Source organism: Bacillus sp. FSL K6-0268 (assembly GCF_038005425.1).
Lineage (GTDB): Bacteria > Bacillota > Bacilli > Bacillales > Bacillaceae_G > Bacillus_A > Bacillus_A thuringiensis_S.
Genome location: NZ_JBBOTF010000001.1, coordinates 2161977 through 2180538 on the forward strand (window position 1 = coordinate 2161977; position 18562 = coordinate 2180538).

An 18562-nucleotide genomic window follows, 5' to 3' on the forward strand; every position below is an offset into this window, starting at 1 on the left:
TCAAATGTCCGTGTCATTTTCTTTCGGTTTTGCATCTACTATATAATGAACGCTTTATGGAGGTGAATTTATGTCAAATAATAATTATTCAAATGGATTAAATCCCGATGAATCTTTATCAGCTAGTGCATTTGACCCTAATCTTGTAGGACCAACATTACCACCGATACCACCGTTTACCCTTCCAACTGGGCCTACCGGGCCTACTGGACCTACCGGACCTACCGGGCCTACTGTACCTACGGGGCCTACCGGACCTACTGGACCTACTGGACCTACCGGGCCTACTGGACCTACTGGCGGAGGAACTGGAATAACTGGACCTACCGGGCCTACTGGTGACACTGGGGCTACTGGACCTACCGGGCCTACTGGTGACACTGGGGCTACTGGACTTACGGGGCCTACTGGTGACACTGGGGCTACTGGACCTACCGGGCCTACTGGTGACACTGGGGCTACCGGACCTACGGGAGCTACTGGACCTACGGGGGCTACTGGACCGACTGGACCATCCGGATTAGGACTTCCAGCAGGATTATATGCATTTAACTCCGGTGGGATTTCTTTAGATCTAGGAATTAATGATCCAGTACCATTTAATACTGTTGGATCTCAGTTTGGTACAGCAATTTCTCAATTAGATGCTGACACTTTCGTAATTAGTGAAACTGGATTCTATAAAATTACTGTTATCGCTAATACTGCAACAGTAAGCTTATTAGGAGGTCTTACAATCCAAGTGAATGGAGTACCTGTACCAGGTACTGGATCAAGTTTAATCTCACTTGGAGCACCTATCGTTATTCAAGCAATTACGCAAATTACGACAACTCCATCATTGGTTGAAGTAATTGTTACAGGACTTGGGCTATCATTAGCTCTTGGTACGAGTGCATCCATTATTATTGAAAAAGTTGCTTAATTTTTTACTTAGCAGTAAAACTGATATCAGTTTTACTGCTTTTTCAATTTCAAATTCAATCATGAAACATTCGTTAGCTACATAATCATATTGTTGTATGACATTTTGCAGGAGGCACAAATATGGAAAGTAAATCTGCTGTTCAGCTTTATCTCGAATTGCTAAAGAAAACAATTTTATTTGAAATATGGTTGGAATATGAGGCATACTTACCCGCATCTCTACATATTTCGAAAGAACTAGAATTCGAACCCGTTACAGTCCCCCTCCCTTTATTCATTAAGCAATATGCCGAAAACCATAACTTAAAAATTGTAAAACCAAATGTTTCAAAAAGTGAACGTCATGATGGAATGGATTGGCCAAGAGCAGCACATAGCATGATTGGTCGAGAACGTATGAACCAATTACAAGAGGCAATGGAAACCGTTGTTCGTGAAAATATAGAGGGAGATTTTATTGAAACAGGTGTATGGCGCGGAGGATCATGCATTTTTATGAATGGTTTTTTACAAGCAAACAACATTACGAATCGTACTGTGTGGGTCGCAGATTCATTTGAAGGTTTGCCAGCACCGAATCTAGAACAATATCCAAAAGATTACGGTGATTATTTACACACATTCGATTACTTACGCGTCTCTTTAGAACAAGTACAAGAGAATTTTAAAAAATATGATTTACTAAATGATCAAGTGAAATTTTTAAAAGGTTGGTTTAAAGATACTTTACCAACAGCACCAATTGAAAAAATAGCAATTGCACGGCTTGATGGTGATATGTACGAATCCACCATGGATGGTCTCATGAACTTATATGATAAAGTTTCTAAAGGTGGCTATATAATTATCGATGACTACGGGCTACCGCCATGCGCTGAGGCTGTGACAGACTTTAGAAAGCAACGAAATTTAAAAGCCCCTATTACTAAAATTGATGTATTTGGCGTTTATTGGAGAAAAGAATAAACAAGATTTAATCTATAGGAGATTCCATTTTCACTCATTCTTCTCTTACTTCTAATCCAATTAAGTATTTCTTTTGTGGAATCTCCTTACATATAACAATTGTTTTCCTTTGTTCTCTCACTACAAATTGAAAATTTTATTAATAGAGTGACTGCATATTCTCACACAAGAAAGGGGTATACTCATGAGCGAACTTAACAAAGAAATGACTTTACTCCCCCCTCCTGAACTCGTCCAATATGTAGGTGGCGACTTCAAAAAGGTGGGAAAAGAGTTCCTAAAGCATTTTATTCAAATTGGCGCTTTAAAATCAAATGAAAAAGTATTAGATGTAGGCTGCGGCGTCGGCCGAATGGCTGTACCATTAATGAATTACTTAAATGATGATGGAGCATATTATGGATTTGATTTGTTTAAAGATGGAATTACTTGGTGTCAAAATAACATTTCAACTATGCGTAATAATTTTCACTTTGAACATGTTGACATATACAATCAATTCTATAATCCAGAAGGAAAAGAAGATGCCTCTCAATATCGTTTTCCCTATGAAGACGGAACATTCGATTTTATCTTTTTAACTTCTGTATTTACACATCTTCTTCCAAAAGAATTAGAACATTACGTATCTGAAATTGTACGTGTATTAAAAAAAGACGGGAGATGTTTCATTACATTCTTTCTAATAAATCCTGAATCGTCCTATTATTTAAATGCAGGACAAAGTACATTAGGTTTTTATCATCGAATTGAAAATTGCTACGTTGTAAATAAAGATATTCCCAATTTTGCAGTTGCTTATCCTGAGACAGATATTTGCAATCTATTGAATAAGTATGGTCTAGAAATAATCAATAAGCCACATTATGGTTTATGGTGCGGCAGACCAGAATATACAAGTTACCAAGATATTGTTCTTACAAAAAAAAGCTTCTGAAAGGAAGTTATGTATGGCGAGTGAAAAAAATCTACCCCTCGTTTCTATCCTTATTCCCACTTATAATCGACCCCATTATTTCAAAATCGCTCTAGAAAGTGCATTGGCACAAACTTATTCAAATATTGAAATCATCATCGGAGATGATAGTACAAATGATGAAACAGCAACTCTAATCCATGAACAATACTTACCAAATTATAAAAATATAACATACATTCGAAATATCTCTACTCTAGGACAATTTCACAATGACCTTATGCTCATAGAAAAATCAAATGGTGAGTATATAAATTTTTTAATGGACGATGACGTGTTTTATAAGCATAAAATACAAAAAATGATGGCCTATTTTGAGCAAGATTCCAATAAAGATCTTGCTCTTGTTACTTCTTATCGAGTACGTATTGATGATCATGGAAATCTAATCGGCGATGCCCATCCAACACAAAAGTTATATAGCGAAGATACACCATTAAACGGAATATTTTTAGGCGACTGGATGCTAAAGGCCGGCCACAACATTATCGGCGAACCTACAACTACTTTGTTTCGAAAGAACTTGCTCACTGAACCTTTTGGCACCCTTAAAGAGCGACAATATTCTTGTAGTGTTGATATGGCCTCATGGATTTCTTTACTTTCTAAAGGAAATGCAATATACATTTCTGAGCCTTTAAGTCAATTTCGCTACCATGCTGGACAACAAATACACAATAAACTACTTCAAGGTTGCGAAGATTTCACACACCTCGTTATAACAGCAAAAGAATATGGATTTTTACAAAATACTATAGACTATAGAACAGCTCTACTTAGTGCTTACAAATGGTGTAAAAGTTCCTTAAAATACTACCTTCATCAACTAGATATTTTTCCTGACGCACATGTACGTCTTGCCCATTGTTTGGATATAATTATTAAAGAGTTAAACAATTAAACTACTCTGCAAAATCAAAAGTGTATGGACTATATGTGAATCATTCGTATAGTTCATACATTCTTTCTCATACTATAAAATCCATTACTATAAAGAGCAGTAGAAAGGAATACCTACATTGAAAGATTCAAATTCTCAATATCAAATAGACTACGTATTACTATTTATTTTATTTGCCATTGGGATTGTTAGTTGTTGTGCTATTGCAAGTGCGCAAGCCTCCTTACCGCCATTTTTACAAAACGTCAATTTTGTACTCAAGCAAATCCAATGGTACTTCATTGGATTTATAGCCATTGGTGTTATTATGATTATCGATTTCGATCGTTATCAAAAAATTGCTTGGTATTTGTATAGCTTTGCAATGGTACTACTTATTGGACTAGAACTTCAAGTACCGGGTGCCGTTACAATTAAAGGCGCTACCGCTTGGTACAGGCTCCCAGGCATCGGAAATTTTCAGCCTTCTGAAATTATGAAATTGTTTTTAATTATCGTCATTGGACGAATTATAGCAAATCATAATGAGAAATATTTTTCCCAAACAATGCGTGACGATTTTTTATTACTTGGAAAAATATTTGCGACAAGCTTGCCACCACTACTACTTATTGCAAAAGAACCAGATTTAGGAAACACAATGGTCATTTCAGCGATGCTTGCAGCAATGATACTAGTTTCTGGCATACGATGGCGTTTTATTTTCGGATTAGTTTCAGGTACTTTCGTGGCTGGATCTACATTAATATATATATTTTTTACTCACACAGATTTCTTTAAAGCACACATTTTAAAAGAATATCAATTAAATCGCTTCTACGGATGGTTGGCACCTTACAAATATGATGCGCAAGGCTATCAATTAAGACAAGCATTCTTAGCGACTGGATCCGGAGAAATGCAAGGAAAGGGGTGGGAAAATGGACAAGTATATTTTCCAGAACCACATACAGATTTTATTTTCACTAATGTCGCTGAACAATTTGGATTTCTAGGTGCAAGTGTCATTATTTCACTTTTTTTCTTACTCATTTTTCGAATGATTCATATCGCTTTAGAAAGTAATGACCCTTTCGGTAGTTACATTTGCGCTGGTACAATCGGAATGTTTACTTTCCAAGTATTCCAAAATATCGGGATGACAATCGGATTACTTCCCATTACAGGGATAACATTACCTCTTATGAGCTACGGAGGAAGTTCACTGCTTACATACATGATTGCGATTGGATTCATTTTAAATATTCGCTCAAGAACGAAAAGCTTTATGTTTAAATGAACAACACAAAAACGCTATATTTTTATCTCTATCCTTTTTTAGATATACTAATGAAAAATACGATGGAGGTTTAAATATGAAATATGACATTATAGGAGATATTCATGGATGCTTCCAAGAGTTTCAAAATTTAACAGAGAAGCTAGGGTATAACTGGAGTAGCGGTCTACCGATCCACCCTGAACAACGTAAACTTGCATTCGTTGGTGATATTACAGACCGTGGTCCTCATTCATTACGTATGATCGAAATTGTATGGGAACTTGTCATACATAAAAAAGAAGCTTATTACGCTCCTGGAAATCACTGTAATAAACTATATCGATTTTTCCTTGGACGTAATGTAACAATCGCTCACGGACTTGAAACAACTGTCTCTGAATATGAGGCACTTCCTTCTCATAAGCAAAACATTATAAAAGAAAAGTTTATCACTCTTTATGAACAATCACCACTCTACCACATACTAGATGAAAAAAAAGTAATCGTATGTCACGCTGGGATTCGGCAAGATTACATAGGAAGACGAGATAAAAAAGTACAAACCTTTGTATTATATGGTGATATTACAGGAGAAAAGCATGCCGATGGCTCACCTGTCCGTCGCGATTGGGCGCAAGAATACAAGGGGCAAGCTTGGATTGTATATGGACATACACCAGTAAAAGAACCTCGATTCGTCAATCAGACAGTCAATATTGATACTGGTGCTGTATTTGGTGGCAAATTAACCGGATTACGTTATCCTGAAATGGAGACTATCTCTGTCCCTTCTTCTTTACCTTTTGTCGCTGAGAAGTTCCGTCCAATTTCATAACTACCTTACTTAGCGAGAGATTACCGTATTATTTAGGCAGATCTCATATAAAACTAGGTAAAGTAATTAAAAAAAGATGCAATAAAGTGCATCTTTTTTTAATTACTTTACATATAATGTCGCAGGAGGTGACAGAATGAAGAAAAAATCTTCTAAACAAAAAAGAAAATTTCCCCCTTTATATCTGCCCATGTACGGAATTAACAACTGGTGTAGCATTCGGGCTGCAGCCATAGAAGAACTAGAAGAACAAGAGTCATCAAAAAAAAGCAAAGTAAAACCAACATATGTCTCTTTAGAAAATGCTGTGATGAACCACATAATCGATCGCAGAAAAATAAAGATGCAACAAAAAAATAAACAGCTCTCAAATCAAGATGAACAGGTACTACGTTCTAACCAAACAGAAGAAACGGTGGAAGAAAATAATTCTGTAGCAATAAATAAAAAAGTGGAACCAGAAATTCCAGCTGCTATTATAAACAAAGTAAAAAAAATAAAAGAAGCATTAGCTTCATCGAATGATATACAAACTGAAAAACCACTCATAATTGAGACACCTACACCTGAAAATACAAAAGTTAAAAGGGGCGGCCGATATGCATATGCGGAGGGGCTTCACTCTCATGCGGAGGGCATGGCAGCACATGCGGAAGGCTTATTAACACACGCAAAAGGTTCTTTCTCTCATGCAGAAGGATCCAACTCAAAAGCAACTGGACATAGTTCGCATAGTGAGGGAAGTGAAACGACAGCAGGCGGTGCTTATTCTCATGCGGAGGGTAAACAGACGACTGCTTTAGGCGAAGCAGCACACGCAGAAGGAACCGCAACTATCGCTAACGGCTTCTCTTCTCATGCGGAAGGTCATCATACATCAACAGCTCATTTTGCAGGTAGCCATATTATGGGGCGCTTCGGCACTGCAGAAGAAGCTTATTCCTGGTTTATTGCAAATGGTGCAAACGACACCGACCATAATATCGGTGCTAAATGGCTTGCCCATAATGGAGAAATGTATATTGAGGGCGCGTCTTACAATGCAAGCGGAACGGATTTTGCACAAATGTTTGAAACAGAAGGTCATAAACCTATTGATGTCGGTTATTTCGTTACATTTAGTAGCGAAGAAAAAATTCGGATAGCTACTTCACACGATTCGTTCATTTTAGGAATATCTAGTGCAACCCCTGCACTTATAGGAAATAGCGGGGCTTTAAGTTGGCAAAAACGCTATAAAACAGACAACTTTGGAAAACGCCAATATGTATGGACGGAATCAGAAGAAATACAACCTCTTTTAAATACAGAATGGGATCCAGCTTGCAAATATGTAGCAAGAAAAGATCGCGCCGAGTGGCTTCCTGTCGGATTAATTGGGCAAATGTTAGTACGTGATGACGGCACTTGCGAAACGCATGGATATTGTCGTCCAAATGACAATGGCATTGCTACAAAAGCCGAAAGTGGATTTTTCGTTATAAAGCGTACGCGTGAAAACCAAATTTTAATATTATTCCGCTAAGAAAAAAGGGAACAAAATTCTTTATAACATAAGAATTTTGTTCCCTTTTTAAGCATTCCTAAGTAACTCTTGCATATCGCTTGGAATCTTTATAGTGAAAGACATTTCTTTCTCTAAAATAGGATGATAAAACGTCAAAGATTTACTATGAAGTGCTTGCCGTTTCATTTCATCCCTTCTTCCTCCATATAAGTTATCACCAAGTAATGGATGTCCTATATGAGCCATATGCACACGAATTTGATGCGTTCTTCCTGTCTCAAGCTCCAGCGCTACATGTGTCTTATGATATGTACTATCAATTACTTTAAAATGAGTAACTGCCCTTTGTCCATCCTCACAAACCGTTCGCTCAATAATGCTATCAGATTTCCGACCAATTGGTGCATCAATCATTCCTTCTCGTTCTACCATCTCACCGTGAACAATTGCTTCATACGTTCGTTTCACAGCTTTTTGTTGATGCTGCTTCGATAAAAGATGATGCACGAAACGATTTTTTGCAATAAGCATAAGCCCTGAAGTATCACGATCTAACCGTGTTACAATGTGTACTGTACTTGCAAGATGCTGCTTATCATAATGAGATAAAAGCGCATTGGCAACACTCCCTGTCGGATGTTCCCTAGATGGAATCGTTGACATGTTCGCCTCTTTATTAATGATAAGAACCGCATCATCTTCATATACAATGCATAAAGGGATATCTTCTGCAATCATCCCTTCACTTCTTTCCTCCACTGGAAAAAAGATGCGTAATTCTTCACTAGCGCGCAACTGATGACGAACACTCGCATGTTGACCATTTACTTCAATTGCCCCGCCGTGAAACTTTATATCCGTTAAAGCGGCTTTAGAAATACCTTTCGTTTTCAAAAATTCCCTAACTAAAGTACTCTCTTCAGCCAGTCCTATATCCCATTTCAATGTAAATCTGTTCAAATTTATAACCCTTTCTATTTATCTGCAACAAACGAGTCACGAACTCGTTTCCAGAACGGGAACGGGCGGAAACGAACAAATCGTACTTTCTCGTTTGCGACGCGATACTGGATTGATTTCACATCTTGATGAACCATCGTTAAATGATCCACTGTAATTTGTAAGTTCATTCCTGCAGCTGGCTTTAACACACATGTATGGTGCTTCGGCAATACGAGTGGCGATCCCACAGTACGAAACACACGATTGTTAATGGACGCCATTTCTGCAATTTGAATCGCTTCAATAGAAGGGTGAATAATTGCTCCGCCAAGCGCTTTATTATATGCAGTACTTCCTGAAGGAGTAGAAATACAAAGGCCGTCCCCGCGGAATGTTTCAAAATATTCTCCGCGTATTTCTACTTCTGTTACTAATGTACCTTCTGCACTTTTTACAGTCGCCTCATTCATCGCCAAATACTGTGACTCTTTACTTCCATTCACATAGCGAATAATCACTTCTAAAAGCGGATATTCCACCACTTGGAATGGTGTTTTCGCAATCGCAATTACTAATTTCTCTACTTCTGTCGGTAACCAATCTGCATAGAAACCTAAATGTCCTGTATGTACACCAACAAATGCTGTTTCATCCAATCGATTATAATAACGATGAAACGCATATAAAAGCGTTCCATCTCCCCCAACAGAAATTACAATATCGGGTTCCTTTTCATCCATTGTAAATCCAAAATCTAACAAGTACTCTTTCATCGTGCTTGCCAGTGTATCTGATGATTGATCTCCCTTTGACATAATTGTAAATTTCATCGCCCAACACCCTTTAGTTTATGATTCGGAATCTTTCGTTTCTTGCTTTCTTGAAAAAGCCTTCTGCGCTTCTTGAATCTCAAGACGAATAGAAGACATTTCTTCATCTAATAAAAACGCCGCTTCCGCTGCACGTTGCAAGCGTATTTTAATATCTTCAGGAAAACGTCCACTATATTTATAATTTAAAGAATGCTCAATTGTTGCCCAAAAGTTCATTGCTAACGTGCGTATTTGGATTTCTACCAATACTTTTTTTTCTCCCTGAATCGTTTGAACGGGGTAACTAATGACAACGTGATAAGAGCGATAGCCGCTATCTTTCTTTTGCGTGACATAATCACGTTCTTCCACGATTTCAAAGTCATTTCGTTTTCGAAGATATTCTACAACAGGCTTAATCTCATCAACAAATTGACACATCATTCGAAGGCCCGCGATGTCTTGCATATCTTCTCTCAGCCGATCTAGCGGTACATTTCTCTTCTCCGCTTTATCAATAATACTAGCAACCGACTTTACCCTTCCTGTTACAAACTCAATTGGAGAATGCTCTGTCAACATTGCAAATTGAGTACGCATTCCTTTTAGTTTCACTTTCAGCTCTGCCACCGCTTGATGGTAAGGTGCTAAAAATTCTTCCCAATTTCGATTCATTTCAACCACCACCAAAATCAATCCATTTGCTTATAGAAATACTTTTTCTACAGCAGTTACTAGTTCTTCTCCGTAATTTGCATTACCTTCAATATTTTCAACTAAATATTCTACTTCTTCTTTTAAATTTTCTAATTCCATTTCAACGTCATTCACACGAACGAACATTACTATATCGTTATTCATCGCTTCATGCATTGCTTCCCAGCATGTGTGCGGAATACTTACATAAATGAAAGATGATTCGTTTTCTAAAATATATAAAAATGATAAATTGTCTGAGTCTACAAGTACGTGATTACGCGCACTTAACTCCTTTACCTCTATTTCATTATTTTCCGCACAAAAAATAAGCGCATTCTCTCTCTTTTCTACGCTCTTAACTTGAATTTTATTTTGCATGCTCTAACTCCTCCATCTCAACTTCCTGTCTTACTTAACAGTATTATTGTATCATAACATGGACGCAAACAAATAAAACATTGAACCAAATTTATGAAAAAGCGATAATGTGTAAAGAATTATTTTTTAAAAGGAGCGCGCATACAATGACACAAGAAATTGAAATTGAATTTAAAAATATTGTTACAGAAGAAGAATTCGATACATTATGTAAATCATTCTCTATTGAAGCATTTACGAAACAGGTGAATCACTACTTTGAAACACCGGGCTTCTCGTTAAAAGAAGCCGGCTCTGCACTTCGTATTCGTCATAAAGGAGAAATTTATACATTAACATTGAAACAACCTGCAGAAGTCGGCTTGTTAGAAACGCATCAAGTCGTAACAGAAGACGAAGCAAGAATGATGATGGAAACAAACGTAATCATTCCAGGGGCTGTAATGGATCAACTACACAAATTACAAATTCCTGTTTCCACTTTAACTTATATGGGTAGTTTAACAACTGAAAGAGCCGAAGCATTATTTAAAGGCGGAACGCTTGTCTTTGATCATAGTTTCTATTACAATCACGATGATTATGAAATTGAATTTGAAGTGCAAGATGAAGAAACAGGAAAAGCTGCATTTATTCATTTATTAACGCAACATAACATACCTGTTCGTCATACAAATAACAAAGTAAAACGCTTTTTCCTTGCCAAACAAAACAAAGCACGCTAAAGTGAAAATTCCACTAGTGAATATGTTTCACTAGTGGATACATCTTACTAAAAAAGTTTACACCCGTAGAATAAGCAAAGAATGTTTGAGAAGGCTGTTTATTTGCCCTCTCGAACATTCCATTGCTACAATAGATATACATTTCATGGAAAAAGGAGTTTATAAAGGATGAGCAAGCAACCGATGACACCATTTGAAGCAATTGGCGGTGAACAATGCATTGCAATATTAGTAGATACATTTTATTCCTATGTCAGTAAACACCCTGACTTATCTCCCATCTTCCCGGAAGATTTAACAGAAACCGCTAGGAAGCAGAAGCAATTTCTAACACAATATTTAGGTGGTCCTAATTTGTACACTGAAGAACATGGTCATCCTATGTTAAGGGCACGCCATCTTCCGTTTGAGATTACTCCAAAACGAGCAGAGGCTTGGCTATCATGTATGGAGCAAGCAATGGATGATACTGGAGTGCATGGTCATATAAGAGAGTTTGTTTTTGAACGTTTAGCATTAACCGCTCAGCATATGGTTAATACTCCAAACGAAACAGGTGAAGTGTAATGGATAAGCAGGAAGCAAAGCATATAAATATGCCATCTCCTTCCGCATGCGAGCATAAGTCTGTAGAAGCATATTTATTTATTGATCCACTTTGTAAAGATTGCTGGGAAATTGAGCCTTTTATTATTAAACTATGGCTTGAATACGGGAAATACTTCTCTATTCGTCATATCGTAACAGGAAAAGTGGATGGAACGAACGCTTCCTCACACAAATGGAATAAACCTGCTAATATTCGATTTGTGTGGGAAAAGACAACAAGTTTACAAGGTTTTTCATGTGATGGAAAGGTACATATGCAAGAAGCATCGTCAACACCATATTTAGTTTCGATGGCAATTAAGGCGGCGGAGTTGCAAGGCCGAAAAGCAGGTTCGAAGTTTTTGCGAAAACTCCAAGAATACATTTTCCTTGAAAATGTATCAAACCCTGACTGCGAACTATTACTTGCATGTGCGAAAGATAGCAATATTGATGTAGAAGAATTTAAAAAAGATCTACATTCTGCTAGTGCAAAAAAAGCTTTCCAATGTGACTTGAAATTCACGAATGAGATGCATATTACAGAAATACCCTCCCTCGTCTTTTTTCATGCGAACTCAGATGAAGAAGGTATTAAAATCGCTGGAAATTATTCCTACGATGTATACGTACAATTATTGAAAGAACTTGTAAAATGTGAAATTGAGCCAGAACCATTACCACCTTTAGAAGCATTACTAGAAGCAACACAATTTATATCTTCAAAAGAAGTAGCATTTATTTATGACTGTCCGCAGCAAGAAATTGAGCGCGAACTTAAAAAATTACAACTGAAACGAAAAGTACAAATGATTGAAGTAAAATGCGAACGTTATTGGAAATGGATAGCAAAAGAAAAAGACCTGGTGTAAACACCAGGTCTTTTTCTTTACGGCTTATAAAAATATTAAAGGGGATGGGAGAAATTTTCACGTTCAAACAAAGGGGTATATGTTTGTATGTGAATTCGTTCACGCTTATTATATTACAAGATTCGACGCCAGATGACAACCCCTTTTGTCGAAATTCACACTTTTGTCACATTCTAAACGTTTTCATTTTTGAATAAGCTATAAAAAAGGTCATTTAGGGGGGTTATTTATGAAAAAATCTTATATTGCTCTTCTCTTTCTAGCTGTCATCGTTTCTTTTTTCTTGTACATCCTCTCTCTACTACAAGCTTTTCCTAAAATTATTGCCTTACCTCTTTTATTTGGAATCATCGTTATCACTCTCTCTTATTTCAATCATAAAAAAAGATTCAAAGGGTTTTAATTTCAAAAATCAGCTGTAAAACTATCCTTTCAGTTAGAAAAACAAAGAAATTCACCTTATTTTTTCGACAAATATCGACATTGAATTTATTCAACAAAAAAGACGAGGATACAATCTCTCGTCTTTTTTCATTACTTTTCTTCAAATAATAATGCTTCTAATTCATTTAATTTCTCTTCAAATACTTGTAGTGCCTCTTTTACTGGTTCAGGAGATGCCATATCTACTCCTGCTTTTTTCAGCACTTCAATTGGATAATCAGAGCTTCCTGCTTTTAAGAACTCGTTAATATAACGTTCTACTGCTGGTTGTCCTTCTTCTAAAATCTGTTTAGATAGAGCTGTCGCTGCACTAAATCCTGTTGCGTATTGATATACGTAATAGTTGTAGTAGAAGTGCGGAATACGAGACCATTCTAAACCAATCTCTTCGTCGATTACTAAAGCGTCACCGAAATATTTCTTATTTAAATCGTAGTAGATTTCCGTTAGCATGTCTGGCGTAACAGCATGTCCTTCTTGTACTTTCTTATGAATAATATGTTCAAACTCTGCAAACATCGTTTGACGGAATACAGTACCACGGAATCCTTCTAAATAATGATTTAATAAATATAGACGCTCTTTCTTATCTTCTGTCGTTTTTAATAAATAATCATTTAGAAGCGCTTCATTACAAGTTGATGCCACTTCTGCTACGAAGATGGAATAATCACCATATACGTGCGGTTGTGTTTTTCTTGTATAGTAACTATGCACCGAATGACCAAATTCATGAGCAAGTGTAAATAAATTATTTACATTATCATGCCAGTTCATTAAAATATACGGATTTGTTCCATATGCACCAGATGAATATGCCCCGCTTCGTTTTCCTTTATTCTCATACACATCTACCCAGCGATTTTCATATGCTTCTTTCAAAATATCAACATATTCATCACCAAGTACGTTTAAAGATTTTAATAAAAGGTCTTGCGCTTCTTCGTATTTCACATTCATTTTCACTTCTGGTACAAGTGGTGTATATAAATCATACATATGAAGCTCATCAAGTCCTAATGCACGCTTACGAATATCGATGTAACGGTGTAATAAATGTAAGTTGTCATTTACCGTTTCAACAAGTTGATCATATACTGCTTCTGGAATATTATTATTGCTTAGTGCAGCTTGGCGAGCAGAATCATATTTACGAACACGCGCATTGAAATTATTACGTTTTACTGCTCCGCTTAACGTACTTGCGAATGTATTTTTAAATTTCCCGTACGTTTCATATACAGCTTTAAATGCATCTTCGCGAACACGGCCATCATCACTTTCTAAAAACTGAATGTAACGACCATGTGTAATTTCTATTTCTTCTCCGTCTTCACCTTTAATAGATGGGAATTTTAAATCCGCGTTATTCAACATACCAAATGTATTGCTTGATGAACTCATTACTTCAGATGCTTCCGCTAATAAAGCCTCCTCAGCTTCTGATAATACGTGCGGGCGTTGACGTGTAATTTCTTCTAATGCATGTTCATATACACTTAAATCTCTATTTTCCTTCAAGAATGTTTGCAGTGTATCTTCTGAAACCGACAAAATTTCAGGTACAATATACGCTGTGCTACTAGATACTTGTGAATATAAATTTGTTGCGCGATCATTTAATGCTTGATATACAGAGTTTGTTGTATCTTGATCGTAACGCATATGAGCATATGTATATAGCTTACCTAATCGCATTGAAATTTCGTCTTCATATTGCAATGCCTCAAGTAAATTGTCCGCAGAGTCACCAAGTTTCCCTTTAAATTCAGTTAACTTCGGTAATAGCTCTTTAATAGCTTGGAATTCTTTTTCCCATTCTGCATCTGTTTGGAAAATATCTTCTAATCGCCACGTACTTGCTTCTTCAATCTCATTGCGATCTGGTAATGTTTTCGCTTTGTTTTGTTCAGACATTCTTTAAGCCCTCCTTTAATTATCTCTACTTAAGTACAATTCGTTTTTTTCTTATGTAATTCCTTCACAATCAGTCTTTATTATATCCCCTTTTCCTTCTCTCATGTTGTACTTTGCCTCAAATAAAGATAAGGCATACGCTAAACAAGTTTCATCATATTTCATAACTTCCTCCTCTGTTTTTAACATAACGATTCCCCTTATTTTCCGGTACTTATAAGTCTCCACTTTACGTAATACACCTGTATAACATAAGAATGTCATATATTCAGTAACTGCTACTTTCCATATATGCTTTGAAAAGTACGGGAGCATACGCCTTTTCGTATACTTTTTTACATAACTACACACATATTGAAGAGAAATACACTCTCCTACTGCAAGCTCCCCTATACACTTCATATATAGAAAAGCTTGCCATATAAATGGGTTTGTTTGAAAAGCAAATCCAGAAGGGAGTGGAACACCAATTTCAGAAGGAAAGCTCGCTGGGGTACATTTAAATTGATATAAGAGGCGTAATAGTGACTTATAATTATAATTCCAAATAGGCAAAGCATTTTTTCGAAAATAGTCCTTTCGTTGCTTCCATTCTCGGTCTAATATTTCTTTTTGGAAAGGAACAGGGGAAAAGAGTAATTCAAAAGTAGTAGTTTCAGTTGGTAAATATATAGTATGTGAGAAAGAGACGCTTGTAGAAAAAGAAGTGAGAAACGCGCATTTCATAAATGCTTTTTGTTTGGAACAGAAGAAAATAAGAAATGGTTGAGGATAAGATTGTAAGGAGAAAGCCATAAGTGAGGAAAATTTCATCCAATATGCAGATTGCTTTTTCAATTGATTTCCACCAATGATCCAAATGACCTGTATACCCGCTCGCCAATACGAATAGGTTCGTTTGTACAGCTGCTCTATAGAAAGATTTGCGCATTGGTATTCAATCGCAATTTTTCTCCCTGCTCTCTCTATAAAAATATCTGGTCGTTGCTGAATCTGGGGCAGATAATGCTCTATATCTACATGAAAGTTTTGACGTTCGAACCATCTATATAACAATTCTTTACCGTGCCTATGATACATAGATTCCGCTTCATAAAAGGCAAGACATGAATCCACTTTTTTATGAGCAAAATGCCAACTTTTTTGTTTCCCTAATTTCATTTGTACTTCCTTTCCACAAGCTACACAAAAGAATCGTTCCTGTTGACGCATACGGCGCAAAAGCTCTTCATTACAATTGTAGAGTAAATGAATTTTTTCTCCGTTTTCTCTTTTAGCTATAAATATCGTAATCACATCCTTTCAGCTCTTTACATTCTACAATTTATTACAAATTCCTTTAAAAAAAGAGATGTCCCAATTTCGGACATCTCTTTTTATAATAAAGGGGATAATAACCGGTACGTTGATTCAACAATTCGTCTATGAAGACGCCTTTTATGAAAATGATCGACATGAATTTCACTTGATTCTTCTAAATCATCTTTAAAGTCTTGAACAAGTCTTTTAATGCTATCTGTATCATATAAAAAGGCATTTACTTCAAAATTCAAATGAAAACTTCTCATATCCATATTAGCTGTCCCAATTGAAGCTAAATCAGAATCGACAATGACAACTTTACTATGGAGAAAACCTTTTTCATACTCATATATCTTTACCCCTGCATCTAAAAGCTCTGGGAAGTACGATCTCGATGCGTAAAAGACAGTACGCTTATCAGGCTTACTCGGCATTAACAAACGAACATCAATACCAGCAAGCGCAGCTACCTTTAATGCGGATAAAATATCATCATCCGGAATGAAATACGGCGTTGCAATCCAAATAGATTTCCGAGCAGAAGCGATCATTGCGAAATATAAATGCTTAATCGTTTCCCACTTATTATCAGGGCCGCCTGCAACGAGCTGCACGCCTCCCCAATGATCACCCTCAACTGCTTTTGCTTGTAAATATTCAGGAGCTAGCACAGCCTCTCCAGTCATATAAAACCAATCTTGAAGGAAAATAAGCTGTAAACTTTGAACCGCTTCACCACGTAAATACAAATGCGTGTCTCGCCAAAAGCCAAAATATTTACTTTTCCCTAAATACTCATCACCGATATTTAATCCGCCTACAAACCCTTCGTTCCCATCAATCACAACAATTTTCCTATGATTTCGATAATTAATCTTATCGTTTAAAATCGGAAAGCGCACAGGAAAAAACGGAATCATTTCAACACCTGCATCGTTTAATTCTTCAATATACGATTTTGATAACTTAAAACTTCCAACCGCATCATATAAAAAACGAACAACAACGCCTTCTTTTGATTTTTGTATTAAAATATCTTTAATTTCTGTTCCTAATTTATCATCACGCACAATGTAATATTCCATATGAATGTGATGTTTTGCTCGTTTTAATCCATCTAAAATGGCCTGAAACGTTTCATCTCCATTTGTTAATGTCCTCGTTTCAGTTTGAAATGAAATATTTAAAGCGCCTAAGCGATCCGCTAAACGAAATAACAGCTCTTGATGCTTATGATTGCGTAAAATTCTTTCTTCGTAATCTTCATGCCCTTTATATTGTAAAAACGCCTGTTCATCAAGTAACGCCTTCTTTTGAAACATTCTTTTTCTCCGAAAATTTTGTCCAAATAATAAATAAGCAAAGAAGCCAAATACCGGAAAAATCCCTAACACAATTAACCATGTAAGTGTTTTAGATGGATGGCGATTTTCTAAGAAAATAACGCAACCAATTAAAAACGCAGATACTGTAAATAAAATACTAATAATACCTAAAATCGAAACATCTTTTATCCCAATCACATCTGAATAAAATGCTACATCAATAAACATACGTAACGAAACAAATAATGCGAACAATAGCAGGATAAAGAAAATCAGCTTTAACGTATTTTTCATCTCTTACCTCCTAACTAAGAAAGCTTTCCTATTCTTCATATAAAAAGCCGATTTCATACTACAGAAATCGGCCTACGTTTTAGCAGGAAAATTATTGCGAATCGTTTCAAGCGCATGCTCTTTCACAATTTGTTTTCCATACTCACTTACACGATGAATTGTTAAAGTTGATTCTTCCCCATATTCTAAAATAATACTTAAAATACGATCGATTTCTTCTTCATCATGTAGCACTTCATCGAATTCCACATATACATAATAGCGGTTCTCAAATGAATACAGCTCATCTTTTATATCTTCAAAGATAAGACGATGACTTAATGAAATGACATCTTCAAAATCATTAAATTTAATTAAAAAGCCAAACGTACCATCTTCATTAAAGTTTGTTCCTGTTTGTTCTTCTACCTCTTCGACTAACTCTTGTTGGAATAATGATTCGATGCCTTCATCTAGAGGAATATCTATAATTTTGTCTACCCCTATCGGTAGTTCCAGCTTTTGTCCGTCCTTTGAAAGCTCTGCTTTCGTGACAAGTACTTCAATCCCTTTATCGACTGCTTGCACTTGAATCCATAACGGCCCATCAATAAAGAAATCGTCATGATCACGAGCTTCGTCCATCATCTCCCAAAAGAGCTCTTCACTTCGTTCGCGATCATACCAAATTTCTTCACGATTAAATCCTCTATCCTCTATATCAATGTACGTAATAAAAAATTTCATCGTATGATCATTAATTCTTTCAATATCCAAAATACAACTCTCCCTTCCTGCTTAGAATTGTTATGAAGGGATTCCCCACTCATATGACAAATCAATAGATTCTTGTACTCTCATTTTATGATAAGATTCTCCAGAATGGAAATAAAATCGATTTATTTTACAAAA

The 18562-nt window shown here is 36.3% G+C and carries 19 protein-coding genes; 11 read left to right on the top strand and 8 right to left on the bottom strand.

Annotated features, from left to right (window positions below):
* Nucleotides 1-70 precede the first annotated feature (70 nt).
* The 7 genes from MHI28_RS11120 (at nt 71) to MHI28_RS11150 (ending at nt 7391) form a co-directional block, all read left to right on the top strand.
* A complete protein-coding gene (locus MHI28_RS11120; RefSeq protein ID WP_242315330.1) occupies nt 71-925 on the top strand; it encodes a BclA C-terminal domain-containing protein in 855 nt (284 codons plus the stop codon).
* A gap of 122 nt (nt 926-1047) precedes the next feature.
* Nucleotides 1048-1893 (top strand): TylF/MycF family methyltransferase, encoded by an 846-nt coding sequence (locus MHI28_RS11125; RefSeq protein ID WP_000444387.1) that lies wholly within the window; start codon nt 1048-1050, stop codon nt 1891-1893.
* Between the two features lie 184 nt (nt 1894-2077).
* A complete protein-coding gene (locus tag MHI28_RS11130; protein WP_001292844.1) occupies nt 2078-2830 on the top strand; it encodes a class I SAM-dependent methyltransferase in 753 nt (250 codons plus the stop codon).
* A 13-nt stretch (nt 2831-2843) separates the two neighbouring features.
* Nucleotides 2844-3770 (top strand): glycosyltransferase family 2 protein, encoded by a 927-nt coding sequence (locus tag MHI28_RS11135; RefSeq protein WP_000135606.1) that lies wholly within the window; start codon nt 2844-2846, stop codon nt 3768-3770.
* Nucleotides 3771-3888: 118 nt separating this feature from the next.
* Complete coding sequence (locus MHI28_RS11140) at nt 3889-5049, top strand: FtsW/RodA/SpoVE family cell cycle protein (RefSeq protein WP_000655325.1); 1161 nt, start codon at nt 3889-3891, stop codon at nt 5047-5049.
* Nucleotides 5050-5125: 76 nt separating this feature from the next.
* On the top strand, nt 5126-5866 hold the full coding sequence (gene prpE, locus MHI28_RS11145; protein WP_000872693.1) for a bis(5'-nucleosyl)-tetraphosphatase PrpE: 741 nt from the start codon (nt 5126-5128) through the stop codon (nt 5864-5866).
* Between the two features lie 136 nt (nt 5867-6002).
* On the top strand, nt 6003-7391 hold the full coding sequence (locus tag MHI28_RS11150) for a peptidase G2 autoproteolytic cleavage domain-containing protein (protein ID WP_000730509.1): 1389 nt from the start codon (nt 6003-6005) through the stop codon (nt 7389-7391).
* Between the two features lie 48 nt (nt 7392-7439).
* On the opposite strand, the gene MHI28_RS11155 is transcribed toward MHI28_RS11150, so the two are convergent.
* From MHI28_RS11155 to MHI28_RS11170, 4 genes are read right to left on the bottom strand one after another with little or no spacing between them, the layout of a single operon-like run.
* Nucleotides 7440-8333: an RluA family pseudouridine synthase gene (locus tag MHI28_RS11155; protein ID WP_001079127.1), complete on the bottom strand. Its 894-nt coding sequence runs from the start codon at nt 8331-8333 to the stop codon at nt 7440-7442.
* A 14-nt stretch (nt 8334-8347) separates the two neighbouring features.
* Nucleotides 8348-9145 (bottom strand): NAD kinase, encoded by a 798-nt coding sequence (locus tag MHI28_RS11160; RefSeq protein ID WP_000673196.1) that lies wholly within the window; start codon nt 9143-9145, stop codon nt 8348-8350.
* A gap of 18 nt (nt 9146-9163) precedes the next feature.
* On the bottom strand, nt 9164-9802 hold the full coding sequence (locus tag MHI28_RS11165; RefSeq protein WP_001081480.1) for a GTP pyrophosphokinase: 639 nt from the start codon (nt 9800-9802) through the stop codon (nt 9164-9166).
* Nucleotides 9803-9832: 30 nt separating this feature from the next.
* The gene (locus tag MHI28_RS11170; RefSeq protein WP_001179996.1) at nt 9833-10204 is read right to left on the bottom strand and encodes a UPF0738 family protein; all 372 of its coding nucleotides are present in this window, start codon (nt 10202-10204) and stop codon (nt 9833-9835) included.
* Between the two features lie 146 nt (nt 10205-10350).
* Between MHI28_RS11170 and MHI28_RS11175 the strand changes: the two genes are divergently transcribed.
* From MHI28_RS11175 to MHI28_RS11190, 4 genes are all read left to right on the top strand, one after another.
* Complete coding sequence (locus MHI28_RS11175) at nt 10351-10929, top strand: CYTH domain-containing protein (RefSeq protein ID WP_000191102.1); 579 nt, start codon at nt 10351-10353, stop codon at nt 10927-10929.
* A gap of 168 nt (nt 10930-11097) precedes the next feature.
* Nucleotides 11098-11496, top strand: a complete 399-nt coding sequence (locus MHI28_RS11180) for a globin domain-containing protein (protein WP_000043386.1) — start codon at nt 11098-11100, stop codon at nt 11494-11496.
* Nucleotides 11496-12389 (top strand): ClpXP adapter SpxH family protein, encoded by an 894-nt coding sequence (locus MHI28_RS11185; RefSeq protein WP_000360643.1) that lies wholly within the window; start codon nt 11496-11498, stop codon nt 12387-12389. Before MHI28_RS11180 ends, MHI28_RS11185 begins: the two co-directional genes overlap by 1 nt.
* A 229-nt stretch (nt 12390-12618) precedes the next feature.
* On the top strand, nt 12619-12792 hold the full coding sequence (locus MHI28_RS11190) for a hypothetical protein (protein ID WP_000750354.1): 174 nt from the start codon (nt 12619-12621) through the stop codon (nt 12790-12792).
* Nucleotides 12793-12923: 131 nt separating this feature from the next.
* On the opposite strand, the gene pepF is transcribed toward MHI28_RS11190, so the two are convergent.
* The 4 genes from pepF to mecA form a co-directional block, all read right to left on the bottom strand.
* Entirely contained in the window at nt 12924-14750 is a 1827-nt protein-coding gene (gene pepF, locus MHI28_RS11195; protein ID WP_000003356.1) for an oligoendopeptidase F, read from the bottom strand.
* A gap of 51 nt (nt 14751-14801) precedes the next feature.
* On the bottom strand, nt 14802-16046 hold the full coding sequence (locus MHI28_RS11200) for a competence protein CoiA (RefSeq protein WP_000628322.1): 1245 nt from the start codon (nt 16044-16046) through the stop codon (nt 14802-14804).
* Between the two features lie 80 nt (nt 16047-16126).
* Nucleotides 16127-17671, bottom strand: coding sequence for a cardiolipin synthase (locus MHI28_RS11205; RefSeq protein ID WP_000799189.1), 1545 nt, complete (start codon nt 17669-17671; stop codon nt 16127-16129).
* 72 nt (nt 17672-17743) lie between these two features.
* Complete coding sequence (mecA, locus tag MHI28_RS11210) at nt 17744-18427, bottom strand: adaptor protein MecA (RefSeq protein WP_000350716.1); 684 nt, start codon at nt 18425-18427, stop codon at nt 17744-17746.
* Nucleotides 18428-18562 lie beyond the last annotated feature (135 nt).